Origin of the sequence: Kitasatospora albolonga, assembly GCF_039535905.1 — a bacterium.
GTDB lineage: Bacteria > Actinomycetota > Actinomycetes > Streptomycetales > Streptomycetaceae > Kitasatospora > Kitasatospora albolonga.
In genome coordinates this window covers 58,499-85,381 of sequence record NZ_BAAAYB010000106.1, presented here as the reverse complement: position 1 = coordinate 85,381, position 26,883 = coordinate 58,499, and the positions used below count along the sequence as shown (strand labels likewise).

Genomic DNA, 26,883 nt, shown 5'->3' with positions numbered 1-26,883 from the left:
AGGGCGGCGCCCGGTACCACGTGCCGGTGGCGGCCCGGCTGCGCGGCCCGCTCGACACCGAGGCACTGGGCGCCGCGCTGACCGCCCTCACCGAACGGCACGCCGTCCTGCGCACCCGCTACGTCCAGCCGCCCGGCGACGGGGAGACGGAGCCCTACCAGGAGGTGCTGCCGACCGCGCCCGTCCCCGTCGAGGTCCGCGCGGCCGAGGCCTCGCCCGCGCTCCTGAGGGCCGAAGCCTCCCGCCCCTTCGACCTCGCGACCGGCCCGGTGCTGCGCGCCCTGGTCCTGCGGCACGGGCCCGAGGACCACACCCTCCTCCTGACGGTGCACCACATCGCCGTCGACGGCTCCAGCCTGCCGCTGCTCACCGCCGACCTGGCCGCCCTGTACACCGCCGCACGCACCGGCACCCCCGCCGATCTGCCCGAACTCCCGCTCCGGTACGCCGACTTCGCCCGCTGGGAGCGGGCCCGCGACCCGGAGTTCGCCGCCGTGGCCGCGACCCTCGCGGCACGGCTGGCCGGGGCCCGTCCGCTGCCGCTGCTGCGGCCGGTGCCCGGCGGTCCGCGCGCCGGCACCGCCGCGCTGCACAGCGCGCCGCTCGGCCCGGGGGACCCTCGACGGGCTGCGCCGCCTGGCCACCGGACACGGCGCCACCCTCTACACGGTGGTGCTCGCCGCCGCGCTGGCCACCCTGCACCGCGCCACCGGCGAGCGGGACCTCACCGTCGGCCTCGCCAGCGGCCACCGCGCCCGCCCCGAACTGCGCCGCCTGGTCGGCCTCGGCGTCAACACCCTGGCCGTCCGCACCGATCTGGGCGGCGACCCGGAGTTCACCGAGGCGCTCGACCGGGTCCGCACCGCACTGCTCGACGCGCAGCACCACCACGACCTGCCCTTCGACCTGGTGGTGGAGCGGCTGGGCCCCGAGGCCCGCGGCGCGGACGGCGGCGCCCTGCTCAACGTCACCTGCGACCTGGTCCAGCCGGTCGCCCCGCTGCGGCTGCCGGGGGCTCACCGCCGAGGCCGTCCACGTCGAGCTCGGTCTGGCCAAGTTCGGCCTCGGACTGCTGGTCGAGGACGGGCCCGAGCCGCGCTGCCTGGTCCAGCACGACACCGACGCCCTGGACCGGGCCACCGGCGAGCGGCTGCTCACCGCCTTCGCGGCGGTGCTGGAAGCGGTGGCCGCCGACCCCGCCCGCCGGCTCGGCGCGCTCCCCGGCGGGCCGCTCACCACGCCGCCCCCCACTCCGCCTCCCGCACCGGCTCAACATCCAGCGGTGGCAGTGCTGTTGGCCGATCCCTGGATCACCGACGCCGCCGTGGTCACCGCCGAGGGCCTGCCCACCCTCGCGTACGTCACCGTGCGCGGCCCGCTGGCCCCGAGCGGCGGCGCGCTGCGCCTCGAAATGCGGCGGCGCCGACGCCTGACGCCCGCCCAGACCCCGGCCACCGTCACGGTGGTGGACGCCCTGCCCCGCACCGCCGACGGCGCGCCGGACCTCGCCCGCCTCCCGGGCACGGAGGCCCACCTCACCCCTCCGGCCGCCCCGGCCCCGGTGGCCGGGCCGCTGGACGCGGTCCGCACCGCCTTCGGTGAGCTGCTCGGCAGCCGCCCCGACCCCGACGCGGACTTCTTCGTGCTCGGCGGCCACTCCCTCCTGGCCGTCCAGCTCGCCGAACGCCTGCGCGGCCGCACCGGCCTTCCGCTCACCGGCCCTGGACATCCTCGAACGGCGCACCCCGCTCGCGCTCAGCGCCCTGCTCGCCGAGCGCGAGCAGGAGCGCCGCACCCTCGCGGCTCGGACCACCGGACCGCGGACCACGGCCACCCGCACGGGGACGGTCCTGCTCACCGGCGCCACCGGGGGCGTCGGCGCCGCGGTCCTCCAGGAACTGCTGGCCCAGGGGCGGCCGGTGCGCGCCCTGGCCCGGCCGGAGTCCGCCCACCTGGTCGCCCTGGACGGCGTCCAGGTCGCCGAGGGCGACCTCACCGACCCGGACAGCCTGCGCCGCGCGGTCGAGGGGGTGGACGCGGTGATCCACGCCGCCTGCACCTTCACCGACCACGAGACCGACCTCGCCGCCATGCGGGCCCTGCTGGACGGCTGGACCGACGGCGGCTTCGTCTTCGTCAGCAGCACCGACGCGTACGGCCGCCCCGCCTCCACCGAGGTCCCCGAGGGCGCCCCCGCCACCGAGCCGGTCACCCCGTACGGGCGGGCCAAACTCACCTGCGAGCAGCTGCTGTTGGACCGTTCCTCGGGCAGCCGCACCGGCACCGTGGTCCGGCCGCCGATCGTCTGGGGGCCGCAGCGGCGCCTGCGCGACCAGCTCCGCTGGGGCTCCACCGGCGAGCTCTACCAGGCCGCCCTGGCCGGCCGCCCCCTGGTGCTCCCCGCCCCCGGCACCGGCGGCCACGCCTGGCACGGCGCCTCCTGGGTGCACTCCGCCGCCCTGGCCCGCGCCGTGGTCGCCTGCGCGTCCGGCACCGCCCCCGGACGGATCGTCAACGCCGTGACCGGCCACGTCTCCTGGGCCGACTTCGGCGCCGAACTGATCCGCCTCCTCGACTCCTCCTCCACCGCCACCCTCACCGACACCCCCGACCCGGAACTCCTCCGCCCCTGGCACTACGGCGCCGAAGCCCTCACCGACCTCCTCCACCCCGAACCGGGCGAGGACTGGCGCACCGTCCTGGCCGCCATGACCCGCTGATCGTCATCAACTCCCTTTCCATAAAAGCATCTTGTGCATACCTTTCAAAGCGTGGTACCACAGTTGTGGTGGCCGACGGTGCCGTGGCACGCACCAATGCGCCGTCGCCATCCGCCTGTTTCCCCTTCCGATCGGAGGGGGGGAATTCCGTACGAACAGTCGGAAGAATGGGAGTCGAACCATGGAAACGCGAGACCACGACGCCCCCTGGGGCACCACCCGCATGGCGCCGTACGCCGAGACCAGCACCATCCGCGTGCTCACCCCGGTGATCGACCCCGAGACCCAGATCGCCGTGATCATCGACGAAGCCGGCCGCACGGTCGAGCTCGGTCGCCACCTGGCCGCCGACAGTCCCTCGAACTCCACCAGCACCAACGTCAGCAGCAGCACGACGGACTCCACCAGCACGAGTGGTCCGGACAGCTCCGACTCCGACAGCAGCTCCGACTCGGACTACGACTCGGACCACGACCACAGCCACGGCCGGTGACAACAGGCCCACTCGGCGCGACGCTGGTGCTGACCAATCGCCATGACGTGACTGCGGACCTCGTCCTGCGCATCCTGGCGGAACGTCAGGTGCCGGTGGTCCGTCTGGACCCCGGCGCCGACCTGCACACCGGTGCCGCGCTGACCGCCACGTACCGCACGGGCGGTCAGCTCGGCACCTTGCGGACGCCGAGCAGGGAACTCGACCTCACCGGGGTCCGCTCGGTCTGGACCCGCCGCCCCTCTCCGTTCGACGGCCCGGGCGAACTGAACGACCAGGACCGCAGGTTCGCCGGATCGCAGTCCTCATGGGGCGTCGGCGGCATTCTGGCCTCGCTCCCCGGGGCCCACTACGTGAATCACCCGTGGAGCAACCGGGCAGCGGAGTACAAGCCGTTCCAACTCGCCACCGCACAGCGCAGCGGCTTCCCGGTGCCCGACACCCTGATCACCAATGACCCTTTTCGAGCGCGGGACTTCATCGCCGAGCAGGCCGGTGGAGCGGTCTACAAGCCGTTGTGGAACACCCCGTACCTAGTTGACGAGAAACCGCAGCAGGTATGGGTGCGGGAGGTCCGTGCGAACGAGATCACGGCCGCCGTTTCCGCCTGCCCCCACCTTTTCCAAGCCAAGGTGGAGAAGGAATTCGACGTGCGACTGACGGCTGTCGGCAGCCGGCTGTTCGCGGTCCGGATCGACAGCCCCGACCTCGACTGGCGGCAGCGCCAGTCCCGGATGGAGTGCATTCCGGTCGAGGTCCCCGAACAGGTCGCGCACTCGGTCCTCGCCTACCTCGCAACCTGTCAGCTCGTGTACGGAGCCTTCGACTTCGCCGTCACGACCGCTGGTGACTGGTACTTCCTCGAGTGCAACCCCAACGGACAGTGGGCGTGGCAACCCGATGCGGTCACCGACTCGATCGCCCACGCCATCGCCGACCACCTCCAGCACTGCCCCCGGGCGTGAACCGGCCCGCGACGGAACCCCGGAGGGGGTCTGGGCGTCCGTCCTTCCCGAACGCGATGCCGAGGGGGCACAGTGGAACGGGTGGGCGACGAGGTGCGGGCGGGCGGGGCTCCCGGGCGGTTCCGGGTCGGGCTGCTGACGGGGGTCCTCTACCTCGAGATCATGCTGTACGTGCTGGCCTTCGGACTCTGGAGCGTCATCGAGTTCCTCGGCCCGTACGGACTGCGGGACACCTGGGGTCTCTACCCCTACGTGTGCGCGAGCCTGCCCTGGGTCTTCTGGCTGGTGTGGGCCGGGATCGACGACGCGGCACTGGAGCGCGGGTCGGTCCAGCGGCTGGCCTGGACGGTGGTGGCGGTGCCGCTGGCGGTGCTCTGGCCGCTGCAGGCCGGGCTGATGGCGGGGCTCCACCTGCGGCGGTACGACGGGCGGCGCCGCACCGCCGTCGCGCTCGGCGGCGCGGTGCTGCTGCTCGCCGGCACGCCCTGGGGCGCCCTCGCCGTGGGCGCCGAGCTGCCCTGGCGGCGCTCCGATCCCTCGCCCTCCGCCGTGCTCGGGGAGTGGCACGGCAGCCGGGGCGAGCTCCTGGAGGTGCGGGCCGACGGCACGTTCACCGAAACCTTGCAGGACCCGAAGCCGGGCGATCCGGCCTCCCTGACCGGCAGGTGGGAGCTGACGTTCCACCAGGGCAGTGGCAACCAGCGGCTCCACCTCGGCGTCGGCACCAGCGCCGGCACCCGCGGGTACCTCGACCTCGAGGTCTACGGTGCCCTGACGCCCGCGTCGCTCTGGACCGTCTTCGGGGACGCCGTGGTCTTCGAGCGGTGACCCCGGGCGTGACGGGCCTTCGGGGCGCCCCGGGAGGGCCTCCGAGGCACTGGGGGGCGCGTGGAGTGCAGCGAGGTCAAGGTCACACCCCCGCCATCTGATGATCGTCGGCTAACGGGCATTAACCTTCGGCTATGACGGTCCTGCCCCAAGGGCTCCCTCTGGCCGCCGAGTTCCCGGAGACTTCCCGCGAGCGGTGGCAACACCTGGTCGAAGGCGTCCTGCGCAAGTCCGGCGCGGACGTCTCCGGAGCACAGGCGGAGGAGGCGCTCTCCACCGAGCTTCAGGACGGACTCCGAGTCCGTCCGCTGTACACCGCCGAGGACGGCGCGGCTGCCGCCGAGGCCGCCGGCCATCCGGGCTTCGCCCCGTTCGTCCGGGCCGGACGGCCGCAGGGTACGGCGGTGTCCGGCTGGGACGTGCGCCAGCGGCACGCCGAGCCCGACCCCGCCAAGGCCAACGAGGCGGTGCTCGCCGACCTGGAGAACGGGGTGACCTCGCTCTGGCTGGAGCTGGGTGCCACCGGGCTGCCGGTGGAGGGGCTGGCGCGGGCCCTGGACGGCGTGTACCTCGACCTGGCCGGAGTGGCCCTGGACGCCGGAGCCGAATTCGGCGCGGCGGCCGAGCAGTTCCTCCGCGTCCTCCAGGAACGCGGCGTCCCGGCCGCGGCCGCCACCGGCAACCTCGGGGCGGACCCGCTGGGCCTGCTGGCCCGCACCGGCCGGGACGTCGACACCGACGCGCAGCTCGCGGAGGCCGCCGCGCTGGCGGCCCGCTGCGAGGCGGAGTACCCCGGGCTGCGCGCCCTGGTGGTGGACGCCCTGCCGTACCACGAGGCCGGGGCCTCCCCCGCCCAGGAGCTGGGCTGTTCGCTGGCGACCGGTGTCGCCTACCTGCGGGCGCTCACCGAGGCCGGCCTCGACGTCGACGCCGCCTGCGGGCAGCTGGAGTTCCGCTACGCGGCGGACGCGGACCAGTTCCTGTCCATCGCCAAGTTCCGCGCCGCGCGCCGTCTCTGGTCCCGCGTCACCGAGGTCTCCGGCGCGGCCGCGCACACCGCGCAGCGCCAGCACGCCGTGACCTCGGCCGTGATGATGACCGAGCGGGACCCGTGGGTGAACATGCTGCGCACCACCGTGGCCTGCCTGGCCGCCGGGGTCGGCGGCGCGGACGCGGTCAGCGTGCTGCCGTTCGACAGCGCGGTGGGCCGCCCGGACGCGTTCGCGCGGCGGATCGCCCGCAACACCCAGTCGGTGCTGCTGGAGGAGTCCCACCTGGCCCGGGTGATCGACCCGGCCGGCGGCTCCTGGTACGTGGAGCAGTTGACGGAGGAGCTGGCGCGCAGCGCCTGGGCGTGGTTCCAGGAGATCGAGCGGGCCGGCGGCCTGCGGGCCGCGCTGGCCGACGGCACCGTCGGCGGGCGGATCGCCGCGACCTGGGCGGAACGTCAGGTGGCGCTGGCCAAGCGGCGGCAACCGGTCACCGGCGTCAGCGAGTTCCCCAACCTCGGGGAGCAGCCGCTGGTGCGCGAGCCGCTGCCCGCCCCCGCCGGCGGGGGCCTTCCCCGGGTCCGGCTGGCGGGTGCCTACGAGGCGCTGCGGGCCCGTTCGGATGCCCACCTGGCGGCGACCGGGGCCCGGCCCCGGCTGGCGCTGGCCGCGCTCGGCCCGGCCGCTGCGCACACCGCGCGGCTGACCTTCGCGGCCAACCTGTTCCAGGCCGGCGGCATCGAGACGGTGACCGTGACGGGTGACGACGTCGCGGGCGCGGAGGTGGTCTGCCTCTGCTCCAGCGACAAGGTGTACGCGGAGCGGGCCGTCGAGGTGGCCGGCGCGCTGAAGGCGGCCGGGGCCCGGCGGGTGCTGCTGGCCGGCCGTCCCGGCGAGCTGGGCGAGGCCCTGCGGGCGGCCGGGGTGGACGAGTTCGTGTACGCGGGCGGCGACGCCGTCGCCCTGCTGACCTCGCTGCTGGACGACCTCATCGGCGGGTCCGAGGAAGAGAACGGAGCGGACCGGTGATCCCTGACTTCACGGAGATCGGCCTCGACCAGGAGGCGGCCCCGGCGGCCCCGACCGACGCCCAGTGGCGGGAGGCCTGGCGGGAGGCGACCGGCAAGGACGTCGAGGAGCAGCTCTGGGAGACCCCGGAGGGCATCGGCGTCAAGCCGCTCTACACCGCCGCCGACCTGGAGGGCCTGGACTTCCTGGGCACCTACCCGGGCGCGGCCCCGTACCTGCGCGGGCCGTACCCGACGATGTACGTGAACCAGCCGTGGACGGTGCGCCAGTACGCCGGGTTCTCCACCGCCGAGGAGTCCAACGCCTTCTACCGGCGGAACCTGGCGGCGGGTCAGAAGGGCCTGTCGGTCGCCTTCGACCTGCCGACCCACCGCGGCTACGACAGCGACCACCCCCGGGTGACCGGTGACGTCGGCATGGCGGGCGTGGCCATCGACTCCATCTACGACATGCGCCAGCTGTTCGACGGCATCCCGCTGGACAGGATGTCGGTGTCGATGACGATGAACGGCGCGGTGCTGCCCGTGCTGGCGCTGTACATCGTGGCGGCCGAGGAGCAGGGGGTGCCGCCCGAGAAGCTGGCGGGGACCATCCAGAACGACATCCTCAAGGAGTTCATGGTCCGCAACACCTACATCTACCCGCCGCAGCCCTCGATGCGGATCATCTCGGACATCTTCGCGTACACCTCGCAGAAGATGCCCCGGTACAACTCGATCTCCATCTCGGGCTACCACATCCAGGAGGCCGGGGCCACGGCCGACCTGGAGCTGGCGTACACCCTGGCCGACGGCGTGGAGTACCTGCGCGCCGGGCTGGAGGCGGGGCTGGACGTGGACGCCTTCGCGCCGCGCCTGTCGTTCTTCTGGGCGATCGGGATGAACTTCTTCATGGAGGTCGCCAAGCTGCGCGCGGCCCGGCTGCTCTGGGCCAAGCTGGTGAAGCAGTTCGACCCGAAGAACCCCAAGTCCCTCTCCCTGCGCACCCATTCGCAGACCTCGGGCTGGTCGCTGACCGCCCAGGACGTGTTCAACAACGTGACCCGCACCTGCGTGGAGGCGATGGCGGCGACCCAGGGGCACACCCAGTCGCTGCACACCAACGCCCTGGACGAGGCGCTGGCGCTGCCGACCGACTTCTCGGCCCGGATCGCCCGCAACACCCAGCTGATGCTCCAGCAGGAGTCCGGCACCACCCGGGTGATCGACCCCTGGGGCGGCAGCGCGTACGTCGAGCGGCTGACCCACGACCTGGCCGCGCGCGCCTGGCAGCACATCCAGGAGGTGGAGGCGGCCGGCGGGATGGCGAAGGCGATCGACGCGGGCATCCCCAAGCTCCGGGTGGAGGAGGCCGCCGCCCGCACCCAGGCGCGGATCGACTCCGGCCGCCAGCCGGTGATCGGGGTCAACAAGTACCGGGTAGCGGCGGACGAGCAGATCGAGGTGCTCAAGGTCGACAACTCGGCGGTGCGGGCCCAGCAGATCGAGAAGCTGCGCCGGCTGCGTGCCGAGCGGGACGAGGCGGCCTGCCAGGCCGCGCTGGCCGCGCTGACCGCCTCGGCGCGCGAAGGCGCCCGCGCGGGCGGCGGGCTGGAGGGGAACCTGCTCGCCCTGGCGGTGGACGCGGCCCGGGCGATGGCCACGGTCGGCGAGATCTCGGACGCCCTGGAGGCGGTGTACGGGCGCCACTCGGGCCAGATCCGTACCATCTCCGGTGTGTACCGGGACGAGGCAGGACAGTCGGGCTCCGTGGACCGCACCCGCGAGCTGGTGGAGCGGTTCGAGACGGCGGAGGGGCGGCGGCCGCGCATCCTGGTCGCCAAGATGGGCCAGGACGGCCACGACCGCGGCCAGAAGGTGATCGCGACCGCCTTCGCCGACCTGGGCTTCACGGTGGACGTCGGCCCGCTCTTCCAGACCCCGGCCGAGGTGGCCCGGCAGGCGGTGGAGGCGGACGTGCACATCGTCGGCGTCTCCTCGCTGGCGGCCGGTCACCTCACCCTGGTGCCCGCGCTGAAGGCCGAACTGGCCGAGGCGGGGCGGGAGGACATCACCATCGTGGTCGGCGGCGTCATCCCGCCGCAGGACTTCGAGGCGCTGTACGAGGCGGGTGCCGCCGCGGTCTTCCCGCCCGGCACGGTGATCCCGGAGGCCGCGTACGACCTGCTGACCAAGCTGGCCGACGAGCTCGGGCTCGAACTGTGACCGCTCGCGGGGCGGTCGGAGGAGCCTGACCCGATGGCCCGGACGATCGACATCGAGCAGTACGCCGCCGGGGTCCGTGACGGCTCGCGCGCCTTCATCGCGCGGGCCATCACCCTGGTGGAGTCCATCCGGCCCGACCACCGGGTGCTGGCCCAGCAGTTGCTCGCCGAGCTGCTCCCGTCGAGCGGCAAGGCGGTGCGGATCGGCATCACCGGCGTGCCGGGCGTCGGCAAGTCCACCTTCATCGAGGCGCTGGGCACCATGCTCACCGGCCGCGGGCACCGGGTCGCGGTGCTCGCGGTCGACCCGACCTCCAGCCGCACCGGCGGCTCGGTGCTCGGGGACAAGACCCGGATGGAGCGCCTGGCGGTCGACCCGAACGCCTTCGTCCGCCCCTCCCCCACCTCCGGCACGCTCGGCGGGGTGGCCAAGGCCACCCGGGAGAGCATGGTGGTGATGGAGGCCGCCGGGTACGACGTGGTGCTGGTGGAGACGGTGGGCGTCGGCCAGTCCGAGACCACGGTGGCCAGCATGGTGGACACCTTCCTGCTGCTCACCCTGGCCCGCACCGGGGACCAGCTCCAGGGCATCAAGAAGGGCGTGCTGGAGCTGGCCGACCTGGTCGCGGTGAACAAGGCGGACGGCCCGCACGAGGTCGACGCCAAGGCCGCCGCCCGTGAACTCGCGGGCGCCCTGCGGCTGTTGCAGGCACCGGACGCGGTCTGGAACCCGCCGGTGCTGACCTGCAGCGGGCGCGACGGCACCGGGCTGGACGTGCTCTGGGAGCGGATCGAGCAGCACCGGACCACCCTGGACGCGGTCGGCGCGCTGGCCGCCCGCCGACGGGACCAGCAGGTCGCCTGGACCTGGTCGATGGTCCACGACCAGCTGCTGGCCCAGCTGCACGACCACCCGGCGGTGCGCGCGCTCACCCCCGGGCTGGAGCAGCGGGTGCGGGACGGAACGCTCACCGCCACCACCGCCGCCGACCGGATCATGGCCGCATTCCGCCCCCCGTCGGAAGCGGCAGATCACTAACACAACCAGGTTCGATCGCAAGGGAACTGACGGAGAATCATCTGATTCTCCGTCAGTTCTCTTTTCCATGACCACCTGTCGGGCATACCGGGCAATCGGCTCCGATCGGACCTAGGGCGCTAAATGATCATGGCGCCACCAATGGGAACGAACGGCCCGCCCGGCGGCTCCCGAGCCGTTGATCGTTGCCGGATCGAGACCGTGATCCCCCGAACCCCCTCCGCCACCGTGAGAGGTTGTCCCGGCTCTGACGAGCTGATGATCATCATTGACGACTCCAACGGGGAGAGGTCTTGTCAAGGAAATCCAGTACGCATCCCGTTTTCCCGGGCCGGATATCCGCACCACCCCGGCTACGGCGCACCGCCGCCGCGGCCGCACTCGCCCTTCTGCTGGAAATCGGTATGGCGGGCGCGCTCGCGCCGGCCGCCCTGGCCGCTCCGAAGCCGAGCGCCAAGCCCACCGCGAAGCCCGCCGAGCAGCCAAGTGCCTCGGTGAACGAGGCTCCTGACGAGGCGTCAGCGCTGCTGGCGGCCCGGCTGAACAAGCGCCGCATCGAGGTGACCGGCGCCCGCACCGCCAACACCACCCTGTGGGCCAACCCCGAGGGGACCCTCACCCAGGACATCGCCAGCGGCCCGGTCCGGATGAAGTCCGGCGGGGCCTGGGTCCCGGTCGACACCACGCTGGTGGAGCGCCCGGACGGCAAGGTCGCGCCCAAGGCGCACCCGGAGAGCCTGGAGTTCGCCGGTGGCGACGCCGCCGTGAAGAGCGGCGACGCGCTGCCCGGTGCCGCCGCCGCGGCCCCGTCGGAGTCGGCCGAGGCCGCGGGTGCCCCGGCCGACGGACGCGGCAAGGGCGAGCAGCCCGCCGAGCGCGGCCTGGTGAAGGTCGGCAACGGCGCCCGGCAGGTCGAGCTCGGCTGGCTGGGCAAGCTGCCCAAGCCCAAGCTGTCCGGCAGCAAGGCCACCTACGTCAACGCCCGCCCGGGCGTCGACCTGGTGCTGGAGGCCACCCGGACCGGCTTCGAGCAGTACCTGATCGTCAAGGACCGCTCGGCGGTCTCCCAGGCCGGCACCCTCACCCTGCCGGTGGACACCACCGGCTACACCGTCGAGCGCAAGCCCGACGGCGGCCTGGAGCTCGTCGCCACCGCGGCCGACAAGGCACCCGTCCGGATTCCGGCACCGGTGATGTGGGACGACGCCCTGGACGAGAAGTCCGGCGAGCACCTGCACCGCGGCCCGGTCTCGATGGAGCTGCGCGGCCAGGGCAAGGACGCCGAGCTGGTGTTCACCCCGGACGCGGCGTACCTGGCCGACCCGAAGACCCGGTTCCCCGTCACGGTCGACCCGGTGGTGGAGCTCGGCACCACCTTCGACACCTTCGTGCAGACCAACTTCGGCACCGACCAGTCCTCCTCGACGGAGCTGAAGGTCGGCAGCTACGACGGCGGATCCTCGATCGCCCGCTCCTTCGTGCAGTTCCCGATCTCCAGCTTCAAGGGGAAGCAGGTCCTGGGGGCCACCCTCAGCCTCTACAACTTCCACTCGTACTCCTGCAGCGCCAGGGAGTGGGAGGTCTGGAACACCAACGACGCCTCCACCTCGACCCGGTGGAACTCGCAGCCGCAGTGGGGCCGGGAGTACGCGTACTCCTTCGAGACCCGGGACGTGGACACCGGCACCGACAGCCACCAGTGCACCAACTCCGACGGCACCGGCTGGGTCAACGCCAACATCACCCAGCTCGCCGCGGACTGGGCCGGCAACGGCAACAACTACGGCACGCTGGGCCTGAAGGCCGACAACGAGTCGGACTCCTACGCCTGGAAGAAGTTCTCCTCCACCGAGGGCGGCGCGGTCCCGCACATCGCGGTGACGTACAACTCCGTCCCGCCGACGCCGAGTTCGGTCGACGTACTGCCGTCGGTGCCGGGCAACCCGGCCTACACCAGCTCCACCACGCCGATGTTCCAGGTCCTCGCGGCTGACGCCGACGGCGGCACCGTGGGCGTCAACATCGACCTCTGGAAGGGCTCCACCTTCGTCAACGGCATCTACCGGTCGGTCCCGGCCGGCAGCTACCTCCAGGTGCGGCCCTCGGACCTGAGCGTCCCCGCGCTGGACGAGGGCGGCAGCTACTCGGTCTGGGCCCGGATCAGCGACGCCAACTCCCAGTCCGGCTGGGTCGGCACCTCCTTCGTGGTCGACACCGTCAAGCCCGGCGCGCCCATCGTCACCTCGCCGACCTACCCGGCCGACGGCCTGTGGCACGGCGGGGCCGGACAGGCGGGCCAGTTCACCTTCACCCCGCCGGCGAACACCACCGACCTGATCGGGTTCGTCCACTCCCTGGACGGCGGGGCACCGGTGACGGTCGCCGCCACCCAGACCGTCACCACCTCCATCACCCCGGCCACCGACGGCAAGCACACCCTGGTCGTGCAGGCCAAGGACCGGGCGGGGAACCTCTCCGACGCGACCACCTTCGCCTTCCAGGTGGGCCGCGCCGGTCTGACCTCGCCGGTCGACGGCAGCCAGTCCGCCAAGCGCGTGAAGCTCTCGGTGGACGCGCAGGCCGACCTCAAGCGGGTGGTCTACCAGTACCGCCGCGGCCCCGGGGCCACCGAGTACAACGTGCCGCTCACCAACCTCACCAAGGCGGACAACACCCCGGTCACCGACCCCAAGCCGCGCCTGGCGGACCTCGGCACGCACGCCAACTGGACGGTGGTCGACACCCTCGGCAGCGTCGGCGGCGTGGTCCAGGTCCGGGCCCTGATGTTCCCCGAGGACGGCTCCGGCTCCGGTACCGCCACCGGCTGGAACACCATGACGGTGGACCAGAACGCCGACGGCGCCGCCGGCGTCACGGTGGGCCCCGGCTCGGTCAACCTGCTCACCGGTGACTACACCTTCGACGCCACGGACGCCAACGAGAGCGGGATGGCGGTCAAGCGCACCTTCTCCTCGCGCGGCCTCGGCCGTGGTTGGCAGCCCCAGGGCGAGCGCCTGACGGCCGCTCAGCGCCAGGTCACCGACCTGACCGGCTTCGTGGCCGGCCCGGCCGACGTCACCCGCTCCACCGTGCGCGGCCACGACAGCTCCACCGACTCTCTGCTGATCAAGCCCTCCAACAGCTGGGCGTCCTACGCCTCGATCGGCCCGGAGTACACCCTGGGCCAGGGCATGAAGCCCGGCCGGACCTACCGCCTGACCGGCTGGATCTACGTCCCGTCCGCCTCCGGCCTCAACCCCGAACGCGGCGACCTCGGCCTGCGCCTGGACGGCGTCTACCGGACCCCGGCCGGCTACAAGGACGTGCTCTCCCCGAAGGCCTCGTTCACCGACGGCTGGCAGCAGCTCTCGGTCGACATGGCCGTCCCGGCCGACGCGACCGAGGCCTGGTTCCGGCTGTTCAACGGCTTCGCCGCCGGCACGGCAAGGAGGTCTACTTCGACGACCTCTCGCTGAAGGAGATCGTCGCCCCGTTCGGCCCGCAGTGGGCCGGCGGCCCCGACTCGGGCACCGGCTCCGACTACCGCTCGCTCTCCCTCCCCTCCTCCGACCTCGTCCAGATCAAGCGCGCGGACGACTCCTCGCTGACCTTCGCCAAGGCCAACGACGGCAGCTTCTTCGCCGAGCCGGGTGCGGAGTCGTTGAGCCTCAAGGCGTCCACCGCCACCTCGGGCCCGCTGGTCACCTCCTTCGGGCAGTGCCTGGAGGTGCCGAACGGCGCTCCGGGCAACGGCGTGAACCCGCAGTACGCGCCCTGCACCGGTGCTCCCAACCAGCAGTGGACCTACGGGGACGACCTGTCCCTGAAGGTGATGGGCTACTGCCTCGACAACCCGTGGGGCGCCACCGCCGACAACACCCGGATGGTGCTGTGGTCCTGCGGTTCGGGCAGCCCGAACCAGCAGTGGCGCCTGCAGGCCAACAAGTCGCTGGTCAACGGCCAGTCCGGCAAGTGCCTGGACGCCAACCTCGGCGGCACCATCTGGACCTGCTGGGGCGGCTCCTGGCAGCTCTGGGACGTCCAGACCAACGGCACCGTCTACACCCTGACCGACCTGGACGGCTCCACCACGGTCTTCACCCGCCAGCCCGGCTCCGACGTCCACCAGGTGGCCAGCGAGACCGGTCCCGCGAACGCCTCCACCACCCAGTACCTGTACGACGTCACCGACGGCCGCGCGCTCCCCAAGCGCGTGATCGCTCCCGTCGAGCCCGGGGTCGACGACCTCAACCACTGCACCGTCACCCCGCTGCCGCGCGGCTGCGACGTGCTCGACTACGACTACGCGACCAGCACCACGGCCGTGGCCGGCACCCCCGGCGACTACACCGACCGGGTCCGCTCGGTGAAGTCCTGGTCCTGGAACCCGGCCACCTCCCAGCAGGAGGCCGTCGAGGTCGCGCACTACCTCTACGACGACAAGGGCCGGCTGGCACAGGTCTGGGACCCGCGCCTGGCGACCCCGCTCAAGACCACCTACACCTACGACAGTTCGGGCCGGGCCACCCAGCTCGCGCCCGCCGGTGAGCTGCCCTGGTCCTTCGACTACGGGCCGGCCGGCTCCGACCAGGACCCGGGCCACCTGCTGAAGGTCCGTCGGAACTCGCTGGTGCCCGGCTCCAAGAGCCAGGTCAGCGGTGAGATCGCCACCAAGCTGGTCTACTCCGTGCCGCTGACCCGGGCCGCCGGCGGTCCGTACGACATGGCCGGTGCCGACGTCGCCCAGTGGGGCCAGACCGACGCGCCGACCGACGCGACGGCCGTCTTCGGCCCCGAGGACACCTCCACCACCCACACCGCCTCCTCCACCGTCCCCGGGAAGGACGGGTACAAGGCGGCCAACGTCCGCTACCTCAACGCCTCGGGTGACGAGGTGAACGCCGCGACCCCGTCCGTCGCCGTCAAGGGGGACATCAACACCACCGAGCACGACCGCTTCGGGCACACGGTCCGCACGCTGGACGCCACCAACCGCTCGATCGCCCTCGGCACCCACCCCGACACGGCGAAGTTCGTCAGCGAGCTCGGCCTGCCGGCCTCCTCGGCCGACCGGGCGCGACTGCTCGACTCCCGCACCACGTACACCGCCGACGGTCTGGACGTCGTCGAGACGCTCGGCCCGGTGCGCCGGGTGGCGCTGTCCGAGGCGCTGGCGGGGCAGACCAACCCGGTCACCGTCACCTCGGAGGCGGAGACGCTGCCCCAGCTGGGTGCCAACCACCCGCTGAAGATGGACGCCGACTGCTGCGGCCTCACCTGGTCCGGTGGTGCGCAGCTGAGCCTGCGCGGCACCGCGGCCGGCGCCGAGGACACCGTGCGGGTGAGCGTCCCCGAGGAGGGCGACTACGTCCTCAGCGGCCAGCTCACCCGGTACAACGACCACGGCATCGTGCAGCTGTCGATCGACGGCACCGACCTCGGCTCGCCGATCGACGAGTACTCCGCGACCCCGGCGGTGGCGCCGTTCACCACCGGTGCGCCGATCCACCTGACCCGCGGTGACCACTCGCTCAAGATGCTGGTGACCGGCACCAACACCGCCTCCACCGGCGAGCGCTTCCACGCCGGGTTCGACACCTTCACCCTGACCAAGACCACCGTCAACCCGACCCTCCCGGTGGGCACTTCGGTGCTCGCCCGGGACCACACCACCAACACCTACGACGAGGGCAAGCCCGACGGCCGGGCCTACCACCTGGTCACCACCGCCGGCACCGGCGTCCGGATCGACGGCTACGCCACCGACGCGGACCTGCGGGTCACCCGGAACGGCTACGACACCCCGCTCGGCGGCACCGCCGGCTGGACCCTGAAGAAGCCGACGAGCGTCACCCTCGACGCGACCGGGGCCGCGCTCACCACCACGACCCGCTTCGACGACAAGGGCCGGGCCGAGGAGCTGCGCGTCCCCGGCACCGGACAGGCGGCCGAGGCCAGCACCGTGAAGTCGGTCCACTGGACCGCCGGCACGAACGCCGCGGACGCGGCCTGCGGCGGCCGTCCCGAGTGGGCGGGCCTGCTCTGCACCAGCGGCCCGGGCGCCGCGATCACCGGGGCGGACTCGGCGCGGATGCCGACCACCCTCCCGGTGAAGCGGATCACCCGGTACTCGCGCTTCGGCAACCCCGAGGAGATCACCGAGACCAACGCGGGCAAGACCCGCACCACCACGACCGTCCGCGACGCGGCCGAGCGGCAGCTCTCGGTCGAGATCACCGGCGGCGAGGGCCAGGCGGTCCCGAAGACCGTCACCGAGTACGACCCCGCCACCGGCGCCGTGGTGAAGACCACGGCCGGCGGCAAGTCCGTCGTCCGGGTGGTCGACCAGCTGGGCCGGGAGATCTCGTACACGGACGGCGAGGGTGCCACCACCACGAGCCAGTACGACGCCTACGGCAAGCCGGTGAAGGTCACCGACCCGTCGGGCTCGGTCACCCTCACCTACGACCGGGTCAAGGAGCCCCGGGGGATGGTCACTTCGGTGACCGACAGCGTGGCGGGCGAGTTCACCGCCACCTACGGTCCGGACGGCCAGCTGGTGGAGCAGTCCTACCCGGGCGGCATCGTCCGCAAGGACGTCCGCAACGCCTCCGGCGAGACCACCGGCCGTACCTACACCCGTAGTTCGGACGGCGCCGTGGTCTGGTCGCAGAGCCGCGAGGTCACCACCCGGGGGCAGGTCACCAAGGACAGCGACTCCACCTCGGTGAAGTCCTACGCCTACGACCGCCTCGGCCGGCTGACCAAGGCCGAGCAGACCACCGGCAACGCCGGTTGCACCACCCGTGGTTACAGCTACGACGTGCACTACAACCGGACCGCCAAGTCCACCTCGCCCGCCGCCGCCAACGGTGGCTGCAGCACGGCCGCCCCGGTCACCGAGAACCACACCTACGACAGCGCGGACCGGATCACCGACGCCGGTTACCGGTACGACGCCTTCGGCCGGACCACCCGGACCGCGAGCGGCACCCTCAACGGCTTCTGGACCAACGACCTGGTCGCCTCCCAGGAGACCGCCGACACCCGTCAGGTGCTCACCCTCGACCCGGCGGGCCGGCTCTCCGGCTCCACGGTCAGCAAGAAGCAGGGGGACGGCAGTTGGGCCACCACCGCGTCCCGGCTCAACCACTACGGCGCCGGTGACGACGAGCCCCGCTGGATCGTCGAGGACACCACCACCGGTGCCTGGACCCGCAACGCCTCCGGCCCGGACGGCGATCTCGCCGCCACGATCACCAGCACCGGAGCCGTCCGGCTCCAGCTGACCGACCTGTTCGGCAGCGTGGTGGTGGCCACCGATCCGGCGCTGACCGCTCCGCAGGTGCTCTCCTTCGACGAGTTCGGCGTCGCGGCGGCCGGGCAGGCCGAGGCCCGCTACGGCTGGCTCGGCGGGAAGCAGCGGTCCTCCCAGGCCCTGGACGGCAACGTCCTGATGGGCGTCCGCCTCTACGACACGGTCAACGGCCGCTTCCTCTCCGTCGACCCGGTCTACGGCGGCAACTCCAACTCCTACGACTACGTCAGTGGTGACCCGCTCGGCCGCTACGACCTCGACGGCCGGATGGACTGGGGGTACTGGGACCCGAAGCAGTTCGCCAAGAACGCGGCGAGCAAGCTCAAGAGCAAGGCCAAGTCCACCTACCGGGACGCCAGGAACTGGGTCTCGGACAGCAAGGTCGGGCGCATGAGCCGCAACCCGAACGTCCGGCACTGGTTCTACGGGATCCGCACCATCACCGCGGTCATCAACCCGGTCCGCAAGGCCAAGTGGGCCTTCGGGATCCTGCGGAACCCGGCCCAGTCCTGGGCCACCTGCACGGCGACCCTGTTCAGCCTCTGGGGCTGCGCGAAGACCTTCAGCGGGATTCCGGAGGCCATCTACTGGGGCAAGAAGTACTACGACAACTACAGCTACGTCCAGGACTACAACTCGTCCTTGACCGAGAGCCAGAAGGACAGCGTGTGCCGCCGCTACACCGGGTACCGGGGCGACTGGTGCACCGGCTGACCTCGAAGGGAGCAGCACCGTGGACATCGTCGTCTCCGGCCTGATCGCACTCGGCCGGGCCCTCGTGTCGCTGCTGTTCTGGGCGAACGACGTGTCCGGGGTCCGGAGCCTCTTCCGCAAGCCGGAGGACGGTCCGGAGGAGAAGTGCTGACGTAACGACCGTCCGCAGGACGGCCGAATGCCCCGGTCCGGATTTCTCGGGCCGGGGCATTCGGCCGTCGTCCATTTCGGCGCCGACTCAATGAGCGTCCGTCAGATGGGCGAAAAGGATGACATTACTGGTGTATTCACGTTCGGCCCGGTCGAATCGTCCGCCGCAGGTGATGACGCGCAGTTCCGCGGCCTGGGTCGGGCCGTAGACCAGCGCGTTCGGAAAGGACTTCCGGGGGAAGGTGCGGACCTCGTCCACGGTGAACACCGCCGTGCTGCCGTCCAGCCGCGCGACCTCGACGGTGGCCCCCGCCTTCACGGTGGACAGCGCCCAGAACACGGCCGGCCCGTCGAGGGTGTCCACGTGCCCGGCCACCACCGCGGCGCCCTGGGCACCCGGGGTCGCGGAGTCCCGCAGCCAGCCCGCCGTGCCCGGCATCGAGTACGGCGGCAGCTCCGGACGCCCTTTGTCGTCCGAACCGAGGGCCAGCAGCGGGGCCGCCACGCCGATCGCGGCGATGGTGAGCCGGATCGGCGTGGACGGGGCGAGCGGGGCGTGGCCGGCGGGCGGGGCCCGGTGCTCGGAGCCCGCGCCCGTCTGCTGAGGGGCCGTCAGGGAGCCGACCGGTCGCGGCACGGCCGCCGCCCGGGGAGCGGGCGGGGACGTGCTCGCGGCGCGGCCCGCGTCGCGGACGGCTCCGATCAGCGAGACCAGCAGCAGGGCCCCGGACAGGGCCGCCGTGGCCGGTCGGACGCGGCGTGACCACCCGTCAGGCACCGTTCGCGGCGCGGCCCCGCCGCCGCCTGACGAGCCGCACCACGGCCGTCCCGGCCGCCCCGCCGGTCAGCGCGAGCGCCCCGTACCCGGCCAGGCCGGGCTCCGGCCGCCCCCTCCCGTCCTTGAAGCCGCCGCCGGCGGCGGGGGCCGCCGGGTCCGCGACGGTGACGGTGCCGACCGCGACCGGATGGCCTTGGCAGGTGGCGGTGACGGGGTAGGTGCCCGGGGCCGCGCCGACCGGGACGGTGAGCTGCCCTCCGGTGCCGCCCGGCGGGAGCTGCACGGGGTCGGGGAGCACCGGCGAGGTGACGGTGGTGCCGGGGCAGTCGGTGCCGGTGTTGATCTGCACCGTGCCGCCCGGGTGGGTGACGGGCGGATCGACGGTCATCGGCGCGGGTGACGCGAGCGCTGGGTGACCGCCGCCGAGGGCGGGATGACCGCCGCCGAGGCCGGGGTCCTCCGGATCGCCGGGGGCCGCCGGATCCGCGGGGTCACCAGGATCGGCGGGGTCGTCCACGTTCTCGGGCGCCACGGCCCCCTTGGCCGGGGTGTCTGTGGCCGGGGTGTCCTTCGCCGGGGCGGCGGGGACCGCCTTCGGCTGCTGGGGCTTCGGGGTCTCCCCGCACCGGACCGGGTGGACCGCGCACCAACCGGGCGGCATTCCGTCCCGTGGCGCGGCGAATGCCGGAGCACCCGTTCCCAGGAATGCTGCCGTTACTGCGGCACCCGCTAGTCCCATAGCGAGCTTCGCCATCAAACCGGCTCCTTTCACAGCCGAAGCCGAGCTGACCGGAGGTCACACTCGGCTCCTGCGCGAACAATTACGCAATGGTTGTGAAATCGGCCCGCACGCTAAACCCGGCTCCACCGGCTGCCCGATGATCAACACCCGGCTGGAGGGGCCCCTCAACCCCTTCGGCTCAGCTCGTCCGGGAGCCCTGCGCGCGGTGCGCCCCACGTGCCCCCGCGTGCGCCCCGTTCACCCTCAACCGCCCGGCCGGGCCACCGCGATGCCGAGGTCGAGCGCCCTGGTCCGCAGCCGGTCCGCCAGGGTGCCGTCCGGCAGCCGGACCAGTCCGTGCCACAGGCCCACCAGGTCGCGCCGCCCGGATCTGCTCGGCTGTCCTCTCCGCCGCCGTCCGCCCCGCCTGCCCGGACCCACTCCGCCCCCGGCCACCCCTCGGTGGCCGGGCCGGCCTACCGGGCCGTCAGACCACGGTGACCGTCACGTTGGTGAAGCCCGTGGAACGCAGCAGGCCTCCCAGCATCTCCCGGGTGCTGTCCTCGGCCTGCCGGGTCAGCTCGGTCTCCTTGGCCGCCTGCTCGATCTTCTGCACGGCGAGCTGCTCGACCTGGTGCTGGTTGCCGGGGTTTGCCGCTGAAGAAGTCGCCGATCCGGTCGAAGAACCCGCGCTGCTGGAGGTAGACGTAGGAGCGCTTCACGTCCACGGCGGGCGGGGCGAGTTGGGCGTGCGGGACCTTCACCGTCACGCTCCGGCGGTCCTCGGAGACGGCGACCGAGTCCGCGCCGAGCCCGCCGAGGTCGACGTAGGCGTCCACCGAACCGGCCGCGACGTAGAGCGTGCGGTTGCCGAGGATCTGGGAGGGCAGGAAGGCGGCCTCGTGGTCGAGGTCCACGATCACCTGGAAGTTGCCCTGGGCTCCGGTGAAGCGCTTCATCTGCTGGATCGACTGCAGCAGCACCGGCTGGCTGCGGTCGACCGTCTTGCGCTCGAAGGGGTTCGGCAGGCTGGGGAAGATCCCGCCCTGCACCCCGGCGAGGAACAGCGCGACGATCACGGCCAGGGTGACGGGCAGGCTCAGGTACCAGGGCAGCCCGCGGCGGCGCCCCTCGCGGGGCGAAGGTTCCTCATCGGTACGGGACTTGGCGCGTATGCGGCCGGACGGAGTCATGGTCTGCGGGTACCCGGGGCCCGGGGGTTCAAGCAGACCGATCGTCAACAACCTTTGCGGAACGGCCACTTGTCGCCACGCACCGATCCGCTGAAGTGGTCCAGACCTGCCACTGGAAGGAAGCTTTCCTTACACTTCGCCCCCACCCGAAATTCTCCGCGAAATGATCAATCACCTTACGGTGAACCTCACTTGACCTGCGCTGATCCAGCGACTCCGGCAATCGGATTTCGAGGTTCTGGTGGGCAGATCCGGCATTCCACCCCTGCCCGCGCGCCGCTTTTCCGGACGCCCATTGACTGAATGGTCCAGACCTTTCTAACCTCCCGGTGACGACTGTGGTGAGCGGTTGCCCCCGACCGGCTGGCTCACAGACGGCACAGGTGCGTCCCCTTCCGGCAGCCTCCCCTACGGGCTGCCACGGACTGACGGAGGAGCACTCCTTGAGCACAGCACTCCCCCACGCCAGAAGGCCACGGCTCAAGCGGGCCGCCGCGATCCTCGCGGCGCTCGCCCTGCCGGTCACCGGCATCGTCGCCCAGGCCGCCCCGGCCCAGGCGGCCGGCTCGGCGACCGCGACGTACACCAAGACCTCGGACTGGGGCACCGGTTTTCGAGGGCAAGTGGACGATCAGCAACACCGGTTCCACCACGCTCAGCAGCTGGACGGTCGAGTGGGACTACCCGGCCGGCACCGCCCTCAGCTCGTCCTGGGACGCGGACGTGACCAGCGCGGGCACCCACTGGACGGGCAGGAACAAGGGGTGGAACGGCACCCTCGCCCCGGGCGCCAGCGTCAGCTTCGGCTTCATCGGCACCGGCTCCGGCGCTCCCAGCGGCTGCAAGCTCAACGGCGGCAGCTGCGACGGCGGCACCACGCCCACCGACAACCCGCCCGGCGCCCCCGGCACCCCCACCGCGGGCAACGTCGCCGACACCGGCCTCACCCTCAGCTGGGCCCCGGCCACCGACGACAACGGCGTCAAGAACTACGACGTCTACCGGGGCGGCGCCAAGGTCGCCACCGTCACCGGCAGCAGCTACACCGACTCCGGCCTCACCAAGGGCACCACCTACACCTACACCGTCGTCGCCCGCGACACCGCGGACCAGACCGGCCCCGCCTCCGGCGCCGTCTCGGTGACCACCACGGGTGGCGTGGTCGACCCGGGCGGCCCGGTCAAGCTCGGCTACTTCACCGACTGGGGCACCTACGGGCGCAACTACCAGGTGAAGAACCTGGTCACCTCCGGCACCGCCGCGAAGATCACCCACATCAACTACGCCTTCGGCAACGTCACCAACGGCCAGTGCACCATCGGGGACGCCTACGCCGACTACGACCGCGCCTACACCGCCGACCAGAGCGTCGACGGCGTCGCCGACACCTGGGACACCGGCGCCCTGCGCGGCAGCTTCAACCAGCTGCGCAAGCTGAAGAAGCAGTACCCGAACCTCAAGGTGCTCTGGTCCTTCGGCGGTTGGACCTGGTCCGGCGGCTTCGGCCAGGCCGCGGCCAACCCGACGGCCTTCGCCAACTCCTGCTACAGCCTGGTCGAGGACCCCCGGTGGGCCGACGTCTTCGACGGCATCGACATCGACTGGGAGTACCCCAACGCCTGCGGCCTGTCCTGCGACACCAGCGGCTCCGCCGCCTACCGCACCCTCATGCAGGCCCTGCGCGCCCGCTTCGGCTCCTCGAACCTGGTCACCGCCGCCATCTCCGCCGACGGCGGCAACGGGGGCAAGCTCGACCAGTCCGACTACGCCGGCGCGGCCCAGTACGTCGACTTCTACAACGTCATGACGTACGACTTCTTCGGCGCGTGGGACGCCAAGGGCCCGACCGCACCGCACTCCCCGCTCACCTCGTACGCCGGCATCCCGATCGCCGGCTTCAACTCCGAGGCGGCGATCACCAAGCTGAAGGGCAAGGGCATCGCCGGCTCCAAGCTCAACCTCGGCATCGGCTTCTACGGCCGCGGCTGGACCGGCGTCACCCAGTCCGCCCCGGGCGGCACCGCCACCGGCCCCGCCACCGGCACCTACGAGCAGGGCATCGAGGACTACAAGGTCCTCAAGAACACCTGCCCCGCCACCGGCACGGTCGCCGGCACCGCCTACGCCCACTGCGGCACCAACTGGTGGAGCTACGACACCCCCGCCACCATCAACTCCAAGATGGCCTGGGTGAAGCAGCAGGGCCTGCGCGGCGCCTTCTACTGGGAGTTCAGCGGCGACACCGCCACCGGCGAACTCGCCAACGCCGTCCACACCGGTCTCCAGTGACGGCCGCCGACGCCGGCTGACACCGGGTCACACCGGCCGACACCGGCGGACGACCGCCCGGGCCCCAGCGGGGTCCGGGCGGTTCCGGTCGGCGACCCACCGGCTCAGCGGCTCACCACGTCACGTAGCTGGACTGGTAGTACACCGTCCGGTTGTCCACCACGACCCCGGCGTAGTTGCGGTAGTTGTGGCCCGGCACCTTGGTGGCGTGGATCGCCGGGTGGCGGCCGGTGTAGCAGGCCTGGTACTTGTCGCTCAGCGCCACGTACTTCTGGTCGGTCTCGTCGTAGAGGCCGTACGACACCCGGCAGGAACTGCCCAGGCTGCGCGCTGGTTGACGTAGACGTCGCCCGAGACGGTCACCCCGTTGTCGGAGCTGCACACCCCCACGTTCCAGCCGTAGGAGTTGGTGGGCGGGGTGTAGCACCCGCCACCGGCTGCCTCGGCGGGCGCGGCCAGCACCAGGGAGGTCCCGAGCACGGCCACGGCCGCGACGAGGGCCCCCAGCGGGCGTCTTCCTGCGGACATCGACATTCTTCTTCCCCCGGTCGGCTGTGGGTGGAGCTGGTGGCGCGCACTCTACTGACGGGACCGCCGCCGGGGCAGGGGCGCCGCGCGAAGTGGCAGGACGGGCTCCGCCTCCGGCGAAGGGGTTGCCCGCCGCCCCGAAGATCGCTACTGTCCCGCTCCATGTACGTCTCCCGATCCGCACTGACAGATCCGGCACCCGCGCCGCCCGCTTCCCCGTGCCACGGGGCCCGGCGGCCCGTCGATCCGTCATGCCCGCGCGCAGCCCGACGTGCTGCGCCGTCCCGTCTGGAGACGTCTTCCCATGTCCGGCCCCTCTCGGGGCGACGCGACCTTCCGCGCCGTCCTCGCACTGCCCCATGCCCGCCGACTGTTCACCGCCGCGATGCTGGCCCGGGCCTGTTACGGCCTGCTGCCGCTGCCGCTGCTGCTCGCCCTCCAACAGGCCACCCACTCCTACACCTCGGCCGGTGCCACCGCCGCGGTGTCCGGCCTGGCCACCGCGCTGCTCGGCCCGTACCGGGCCGTCTGGTGGAGCGTCACCCGCGCACCCTGACGGCGTTCGCGCTCTGCTACGCGGCCCTGCTCACCGCGGTCGGCGTCAGCTGCGCGGTCGGCGGCCCGGTACCGCTCACCCTGGGCCTGGCCGTCCTGGCCGGCACCTGTCCGCCGCCGGTCGGACCGCTGATGCGCACGCTCTGGGGCCGGTTGGCCCGCGGCGAGGCGCAGCAGCAGGCCGCACTCAGCCTGGACACGGCCGCCGAGTCCACCGTCTTCGCCCTCGGACCGGTCCTCGGCGCCCTGCTGGCCGCCGCCGTCACGCCGCCCGTCGTGCTGCTGCTGGGCGCCGTCCTGGTGCTGGCCGGTTTCGGCCTGCTGGCCCGGGCCCTGCGCGGCACGCCGCTGCGGTCCTCCGGTCCGTCGACCGGCGACTCCACCACCCCGCTCCGCCGCCCGGGCTTCCTGCCGCTGCTGCTGGTCGTGCTGGCCACCGCCTCGGGCCTGTCCCTCTTCGAACTGGGTGTCCTGGCCGCCTGGGGCACGGTCGCCACCGGCGTCCTCGGCACCCTCTTCTCGGTCGGCGGCGTGCTCGGCGGCCTGGTCTACGGACGCCGCCGCTGGCCCGGCCCGCTGACGCACCGTCCGGTCCTGCTCGCCGCCGGGGCCTCGGCCGCCTACGCCCTGCCCGTCCTGCTCCACACCACCCCCACCGCCGGCCTGGCCCTCCTCCTCGCCGGAGCCTGCACCGACGTCCTGCTGATCACCTCCTACCAGCTCGTCGACCGCCTCGTCCCCGACGGCTCCCGTACCGAGGCCGGCGCCTGGATCAACACCGCCTTCAACCTCGGTGCCGCCGCCGGCTCCGCCCTCGGCGGCACCCTGCTCGACCGCACGGGCCCGACCACGGTCTTCGCCACCACCGCCGCCGTGATCGCCCTCTGCGCCCTGCTCTGCGCCCGCGCCCTCACCCGGCGGGCGGTGCCGGCCGAGGCGACGCCGACCGAGCCCCGGCCGACCGGCACCGACGAGGAGGCCCGCCGGGGCGCCGAGGTCTGAGCGCACACCCACCGACGGTTCACCCGGAAGGTGCCGGAAGGACGCCGGAGTCCCCGTCCCGGGCCAGCGCGAGCATCAGCGCGTCGTCGGTGAAGCGGCCGCGGCCGACGTGGCGGAGGAGGTCGGTCGCGAGGGCCGCGACCGTGGTGGTGGGATCGGGCGGGCCGGGGTGGTCGGGCAGCAGGAGCGGGAGGCGGTCGAGCAGGGGGTAGGGGTGGCCGTCCTCGTCGCGGTTGTCGGTGACGCCGTCGGTGGTGAGGACCAGGAGGTCACCGGGGCCGAAGGGGAGCTGCCAGGGCGGCGCGGGGTCCCCGGGCGTCAGGGTGCCGAGGCCGAGCGGAAGGCCCGGGTCGGGCGGTTCCACGGCGCGGAGGGTGCCGTCGGGGTGGACCAGGACCGGGGCCTCGTGGCCGCGGTGGAGCAGCCGGAGCCGGTCGGGGCCGAACTCGACGAACAGGGCGGTGACGAAACGGTCCGGGTCGCCGTCCAGTTCGACGGCGGACTCGACCAGCCGGCCGACCCGGTCCAACTCGGGCTCGGTGCGGGCGACCTGACGGAACGCCCCGAGCGCCACCGCCGCCGTCCGTACCGCCCCGAGGCCCTTGCCCTGGACGTCGCCGATCAGCACCCGCACCCCGTACGGCGTCTCGACCGCCGAGTAGAGGTCGCCGCCGACGTCGGCGTTGTCGTCCAGGGCGAAGTAGCGCACGGCCGTCCGTACTCCGCCGAGGCGCTCCGGGGCGGGCAGCAGGATGGCCTGCTGGGCGGCGACCGCGACCCGGGTGACCGAGCGCAGGTGCCTCTCGCGGCGCTGCCGGATGCGGGCCACGTTGGTGCTCAGCGCGATCGCGACCAGGAAGACCACGGTGTTGATCTGGAAGAACCGGTCCGTCGGATCGGGGAGCGTGTCGTAGGTGCCGAGCAGGTAGCGCAGCGGGAGGGCCACCAGCCCGATCACCACCACCTCGCGCGGGCGGCCGCGGACGGCGGCCAGCGCGGGGCCGAGCACCAGGAAGGGGTAGAAGATGGTGCCGGGTCCGGTGGCCAGGTCGACCACGGTGACCAGGGCCATCACCCCGAGCGGCAGACCGGTGCGCCAGAGCCTGGCCCGCCGGGAGTTCTCGTCCTCCAGGAGCTCCTCGGCCCCGGTGGCGGGCGTGCGGAGCCACCGTCGGGCCATCCGGGCGCGCCGGGTCGTCACCTGCTGTCCGGTGCCGTCACCTCCCCACCATCTCCCGCCGCCCGCCCGGCCATGCCTGACGGACCGTGCGGTGCCCCCCTTCGGCGCACGCCCCGCGCCCGACCGGCCCCGCCCGGGGGCGGTCTCGGCACCCCTCCGAAAAAATCTTCCCCGGACGTGTCGATCCAC

At 72.7% G+C, this 26,883-nt stretch carries 18 protein-coding genes and 4 pseudogenes; 16 read left to right on the top strand and 6 right to left on the bottom strand.

What is annotated here, in order from left to right:
• Positions 1–20: 20 nt before the first annotated feature.
• Positions 21–413, top strand: a pseudogene (locus ABD946_RS42975) (condensation domain-containing protein); the annotation flags it as partial.
• Positions 414–669: 256 nt separating this feature from the next.
• A pseudogene (locus ABD946_RS42970) lies at positions 670–870 on the top strand (condensation domain-containing protein); the annotation flags it as partial.
• 97 nt (positions 871–967) lie between these two features.
• On the opposite strand, the gene ABD946_RS27360 reads toward ABD946_RS42970, so the two are convergent.
• Positions 968–1,534, bottom strand: coding sequence for a hypothetical protein (locus ABD946_RS27360; RefSeq protein ID WP_345287960.1), 567 nt, complete (start codon positions 1,532–1,534; stop codon positions 968–970).
• Here ABD946_RS27360 and ABD946_RS42965 point away from each other — a divergent pair.
• From ABD946_RS42965 to ABD946_RS27310, 11 genes and pseudogenes are all read left to right on the top strand, one after another.
• Positions 1,463–1,657: pseudogene (locus ABD946_RS42965) on the top strand (hypothetical protein); the annotation flags it as partial. The gene ABD946_RS27360 and the pseudogene ABD946_RS42965 overlap by 72 nt on opposite strands.
• A complete protein-coding gene (locus tag ABD946_RS27355; protein WP_345287958.1) occupies positions 1,599–2,720 on the top strand; it encodes an NAD-dependent epimerase/dehydratase family protein in 1,122 nt (373 codons plus the stop codon). The pseudogene ABD946_RS42965 and the gene ABD946_RS27355, both read left to right, overlap by 59 nt.
• A gap of 181 nt (positions 2,721–2,901) precedes the next feature.
• A complete protein-coding gene (gene tgmA, locus ABD946_RS27350; RefSeq protein WP_345287956.1) occupies positions 2,902–3,213 on the top strand; it encodes a putative ATP-grasp-modified RiPP in 312 nt (103 codons plus the stop codon).
• A 23-nt stretch (positions 3,214–3,236) separates the two neighbouring features.
• Positions 3,237–4,178 carry an ATP-grasp ribosomal peptide maturase gene (gene tgmB, locus ABD946_RS27345; protein WP_345287976.1) on the top strand — a complete coding sequence of 314 codons (942 nt, stop codon included), beginning with the start codon at positions 3,237–3,239 and terminating at the stop codon, positions 4,176–4,178.
• 81 nt (positions 4,179–4,259) lie between these two features.
• Positions 4,260–5,006, top strand: a complete 747-nt coding sequence (locus tag ABD946_RS27340) for a hypothetical protein (protein WP_345287954.1) — start codon at positions 4,260–4,262, stop codon at positions 5,004–5,006.
• Between the two features lie 134 nt (positions 5,007–5,140).
• Positions 5,141–7,024, top strand: a complete 1,884-nt coding sequence (locus tag ABD946_RS27335; RefSeq protein WP_345287953.1) for a methylmalonyl-CoA mutase family protein — start codon at positions 5,141–5,143, stop codon at positions 7,022–7,024.
• A complete protein-coding gene (gene scpA, locus ABD946_RS27330) occupies positions 7,024–9,228 on the top strand; it encodes a methylmalonyl-CoA mutase (RefSeq protein ID WP_345287974.1) in 2,205 nt (734 codons plus the stop codon). Before ABD946_RS27335 ends, scpA begins: the two co-directional genes overlap by 1 nt.
• A 33-nt stretch (positions 9,229–9,261) precedes the next feature.
• A complete protein-coding gene (meaB, locus tag ABD946_RS27325; protein WP_345287951.1) occupies positions 9,262–10,266 on the top strand; it encodes a methylmalonyl Co-A mutase-associated GTPase MeaB in 1,005 nt (334 codons plus the stop codon).
• 404 nt (positions 10,267–10,670) lie between these two features.
• Positions 10,671–13,742 (top strand): DNRLRE domain-containing protein, encoded by a 3,072-nt coding sequence (locus ABD946_RS27320; RefSeq protein WP_345287949.1) that lies wholly within the window; start codon positions 10,671–10,673, stop codon positions 13,740–13,742.
• Positions 13,743–13,927: 185 nt separating this feature from the next.
• Entirely contained in the window at positions 13,928–18,298 is a 4,371-nt protein-coding gene (locus ABD946_RS27315) for a ricin-type beta-trefoil lectin domain protein (RefSeq protein WP_345287947.1), read from the top strand.
• 19 nt (positions 18,299–18,317) lie between these two features.
• Positions 18,318–18,449: a hypothetical protein gene (locus ABD946_RS27310; protein WP_345287946.1), complete on the top strand. Its 132-nt coding sequence runs from the start codon at positions 18,318–18,320 to the stop codon at positions 18,447–18,449.
• Between the two features lie 87 nt (positions 18,450–18,536).
• Here ABD946_RS27310 and ABD946_RS27305 read toward each other — a convergent pair whose 3' ends face one another.
• From ABD946_RS27305 to ABD946_RS42960, 3 genes are all read right to left on the bottom strand, one after another.
• Positions 18,537–19,226, bottom strand: coding sequence for a class F sortase (locus ABD946_RS27305; protein ID WP_345287945.1), 690 nt, complete (start codon positions 19,224–19,226; stop codon positions 18,537–18,539).
• Entirely contained in the window at positions 19,219–19,887 is a 669-nt protein-coding gene (locus tag ABD946_RS27300) for a hypothetical protein (protein WP_345287944.1), read from the bottom strand. Before ABD946_RS27300 ends, ABD946_RS27305 begins: the two co-directional genes overlap by 8 nt.
• Before the next feature lie 536 nt (positions 19,888–20,423).
• Positions 20,424–21,140 (bottom strand): DUF4230 domain-containing protein, encoded by a 717-nt coding sequence (locus ABD946_RS42960; protein ID WP_425558710.1) that lies wholly within the window; start codon positions 21,138–21,140, stop codon positions 20,424–20,426.
• A 443-nt stretch (positions 21,141–21,583) separates the two neighbouring features.
• Between ABD946_RS42960 and ABD946_RS27285 the strand changes: the two are divergent.
• Positions 21,584–23,429 (top strand): annotated as a pseudogene (locus ABD946_RS27285) (glycosyl hydrolase family 18 protein).
• 112 nt (positions 23,430–23,541) lie between these two features.
• Here ABD946_RS27285 and ABD946_RS27280 read toward each other — a convergent pair.
• The gene (locus tag ABD946_RS27280) at positions 23,542–23,733 is read right to left on the bottom strand and encodes a hypothetical protein (RefSeq protein WP_345287943.1); all 192 of its coding nucleotides are present in this window, start codon (positions 23,731–23,733) and stop codon (positions 23,542–23,544) included.
• Between the two features lie 528 nt (positions 23,734–24,261).
• On the opposite strand from ABD946_RS27280, the gene ABD946_RS27275 reads away from it, so the two are divergent.
• Positions 24,262–24,513 (top strand): hypothetical protein, encoded by a 252-nt coding sequence (locus tag ABD946_RS27275; protein WP_345287942.1) that lies wholly within the window; start codon positions 24,262–24,264, stop codon positions 24,511–24,513.
• Positions 24,489–25,514 carry an MFS transporter gene (locus ABD946_RS27270; protein WP_345287941.1) on the top strand — a complete coding sequence of 342 codons (1,026 nt, stop codon included), beginning with the start codon at positions 24,489–24,491 and terminating at the stop codon, positions 25,512–25,514. The genes ABD946_RS27275 and ABD946_RS27270 overlap by 25 nt, the downstream gene beginning before the upstream one ends.
• A 19-nt stretch (positions 25,515–25,533) precedes the next feature.
• Here ABD946_RS27270 and ABD946_RS27265 read toward each other — a convergent pair whose 3' ends face one another.
• On the bottom strand, positions 25,534–26,715 hold the full coding sequence (locus ABD946_RS27265; protein ID WP_345287940.1) for a PP2C family protein-serine/threonine phosphatase: 1,182 nt from the start codon (positions 26,713–26,715) through the stop codon (positions 25,534–25,536).
• Between the last annotated feature and the right edge of the window lie 168 nt (positions 26,716–26,883).

Excerpts from the sequence above, each read along its gene's own strand:
- tgmA (WP_345287956.1), top strand. The coding sequence starts at position 2,902 with ATGGAAACGCGAGACCACGACGCCCCCTGGGGCACCACCCGCATGGCG.
- ABD946_RS27335 (WP_345287953.1), top strand. The coding sequence starts at position 5,141 with ATGACGGTCCTGCCCCAAGGGCTCCCTCTGGCCGCCGAGTTCCCGGAG.
- meaB (WP_345287951.1), top strand. The coding sequence starts at position 9,262 with ATGGCCCGGACGATCGACATCGAGCAGTACGCCGCCGGGGTCCGTGAC.
- ABD946_RS27320 (WP_345287949.1), top strand. The coding sequence starts at position 10,671 with ATGGCGGGCGCGCTCGCGCCGGCCGCCCTGGCCGCTCCGAAGCCGAGC.
- ABD946_RS27300 (WP_345287944.1), bottom strand. The coding sequence starts at position 19,887 with ATGCCGCCCGGTTGGTGCGCGGTCCACCCGGTCCGGTGCGGGGAGACC.
- ABD946_RS42960 (WP_425558710.1), bottom strand. The coding sequence starts at position 21,140 with ATGACTCCGTCCGGCCGCATACGCGCCAAGTCCCGTACCGATGAGGAA.
- ABD946_RS27275 (WP_345287942.1), top strand. The coding sequence starts at position 24,262 with ATGTCCGGCCCCTCTCGGGGCGACGCGACCTTCCGCGCCGTCCTCGCA.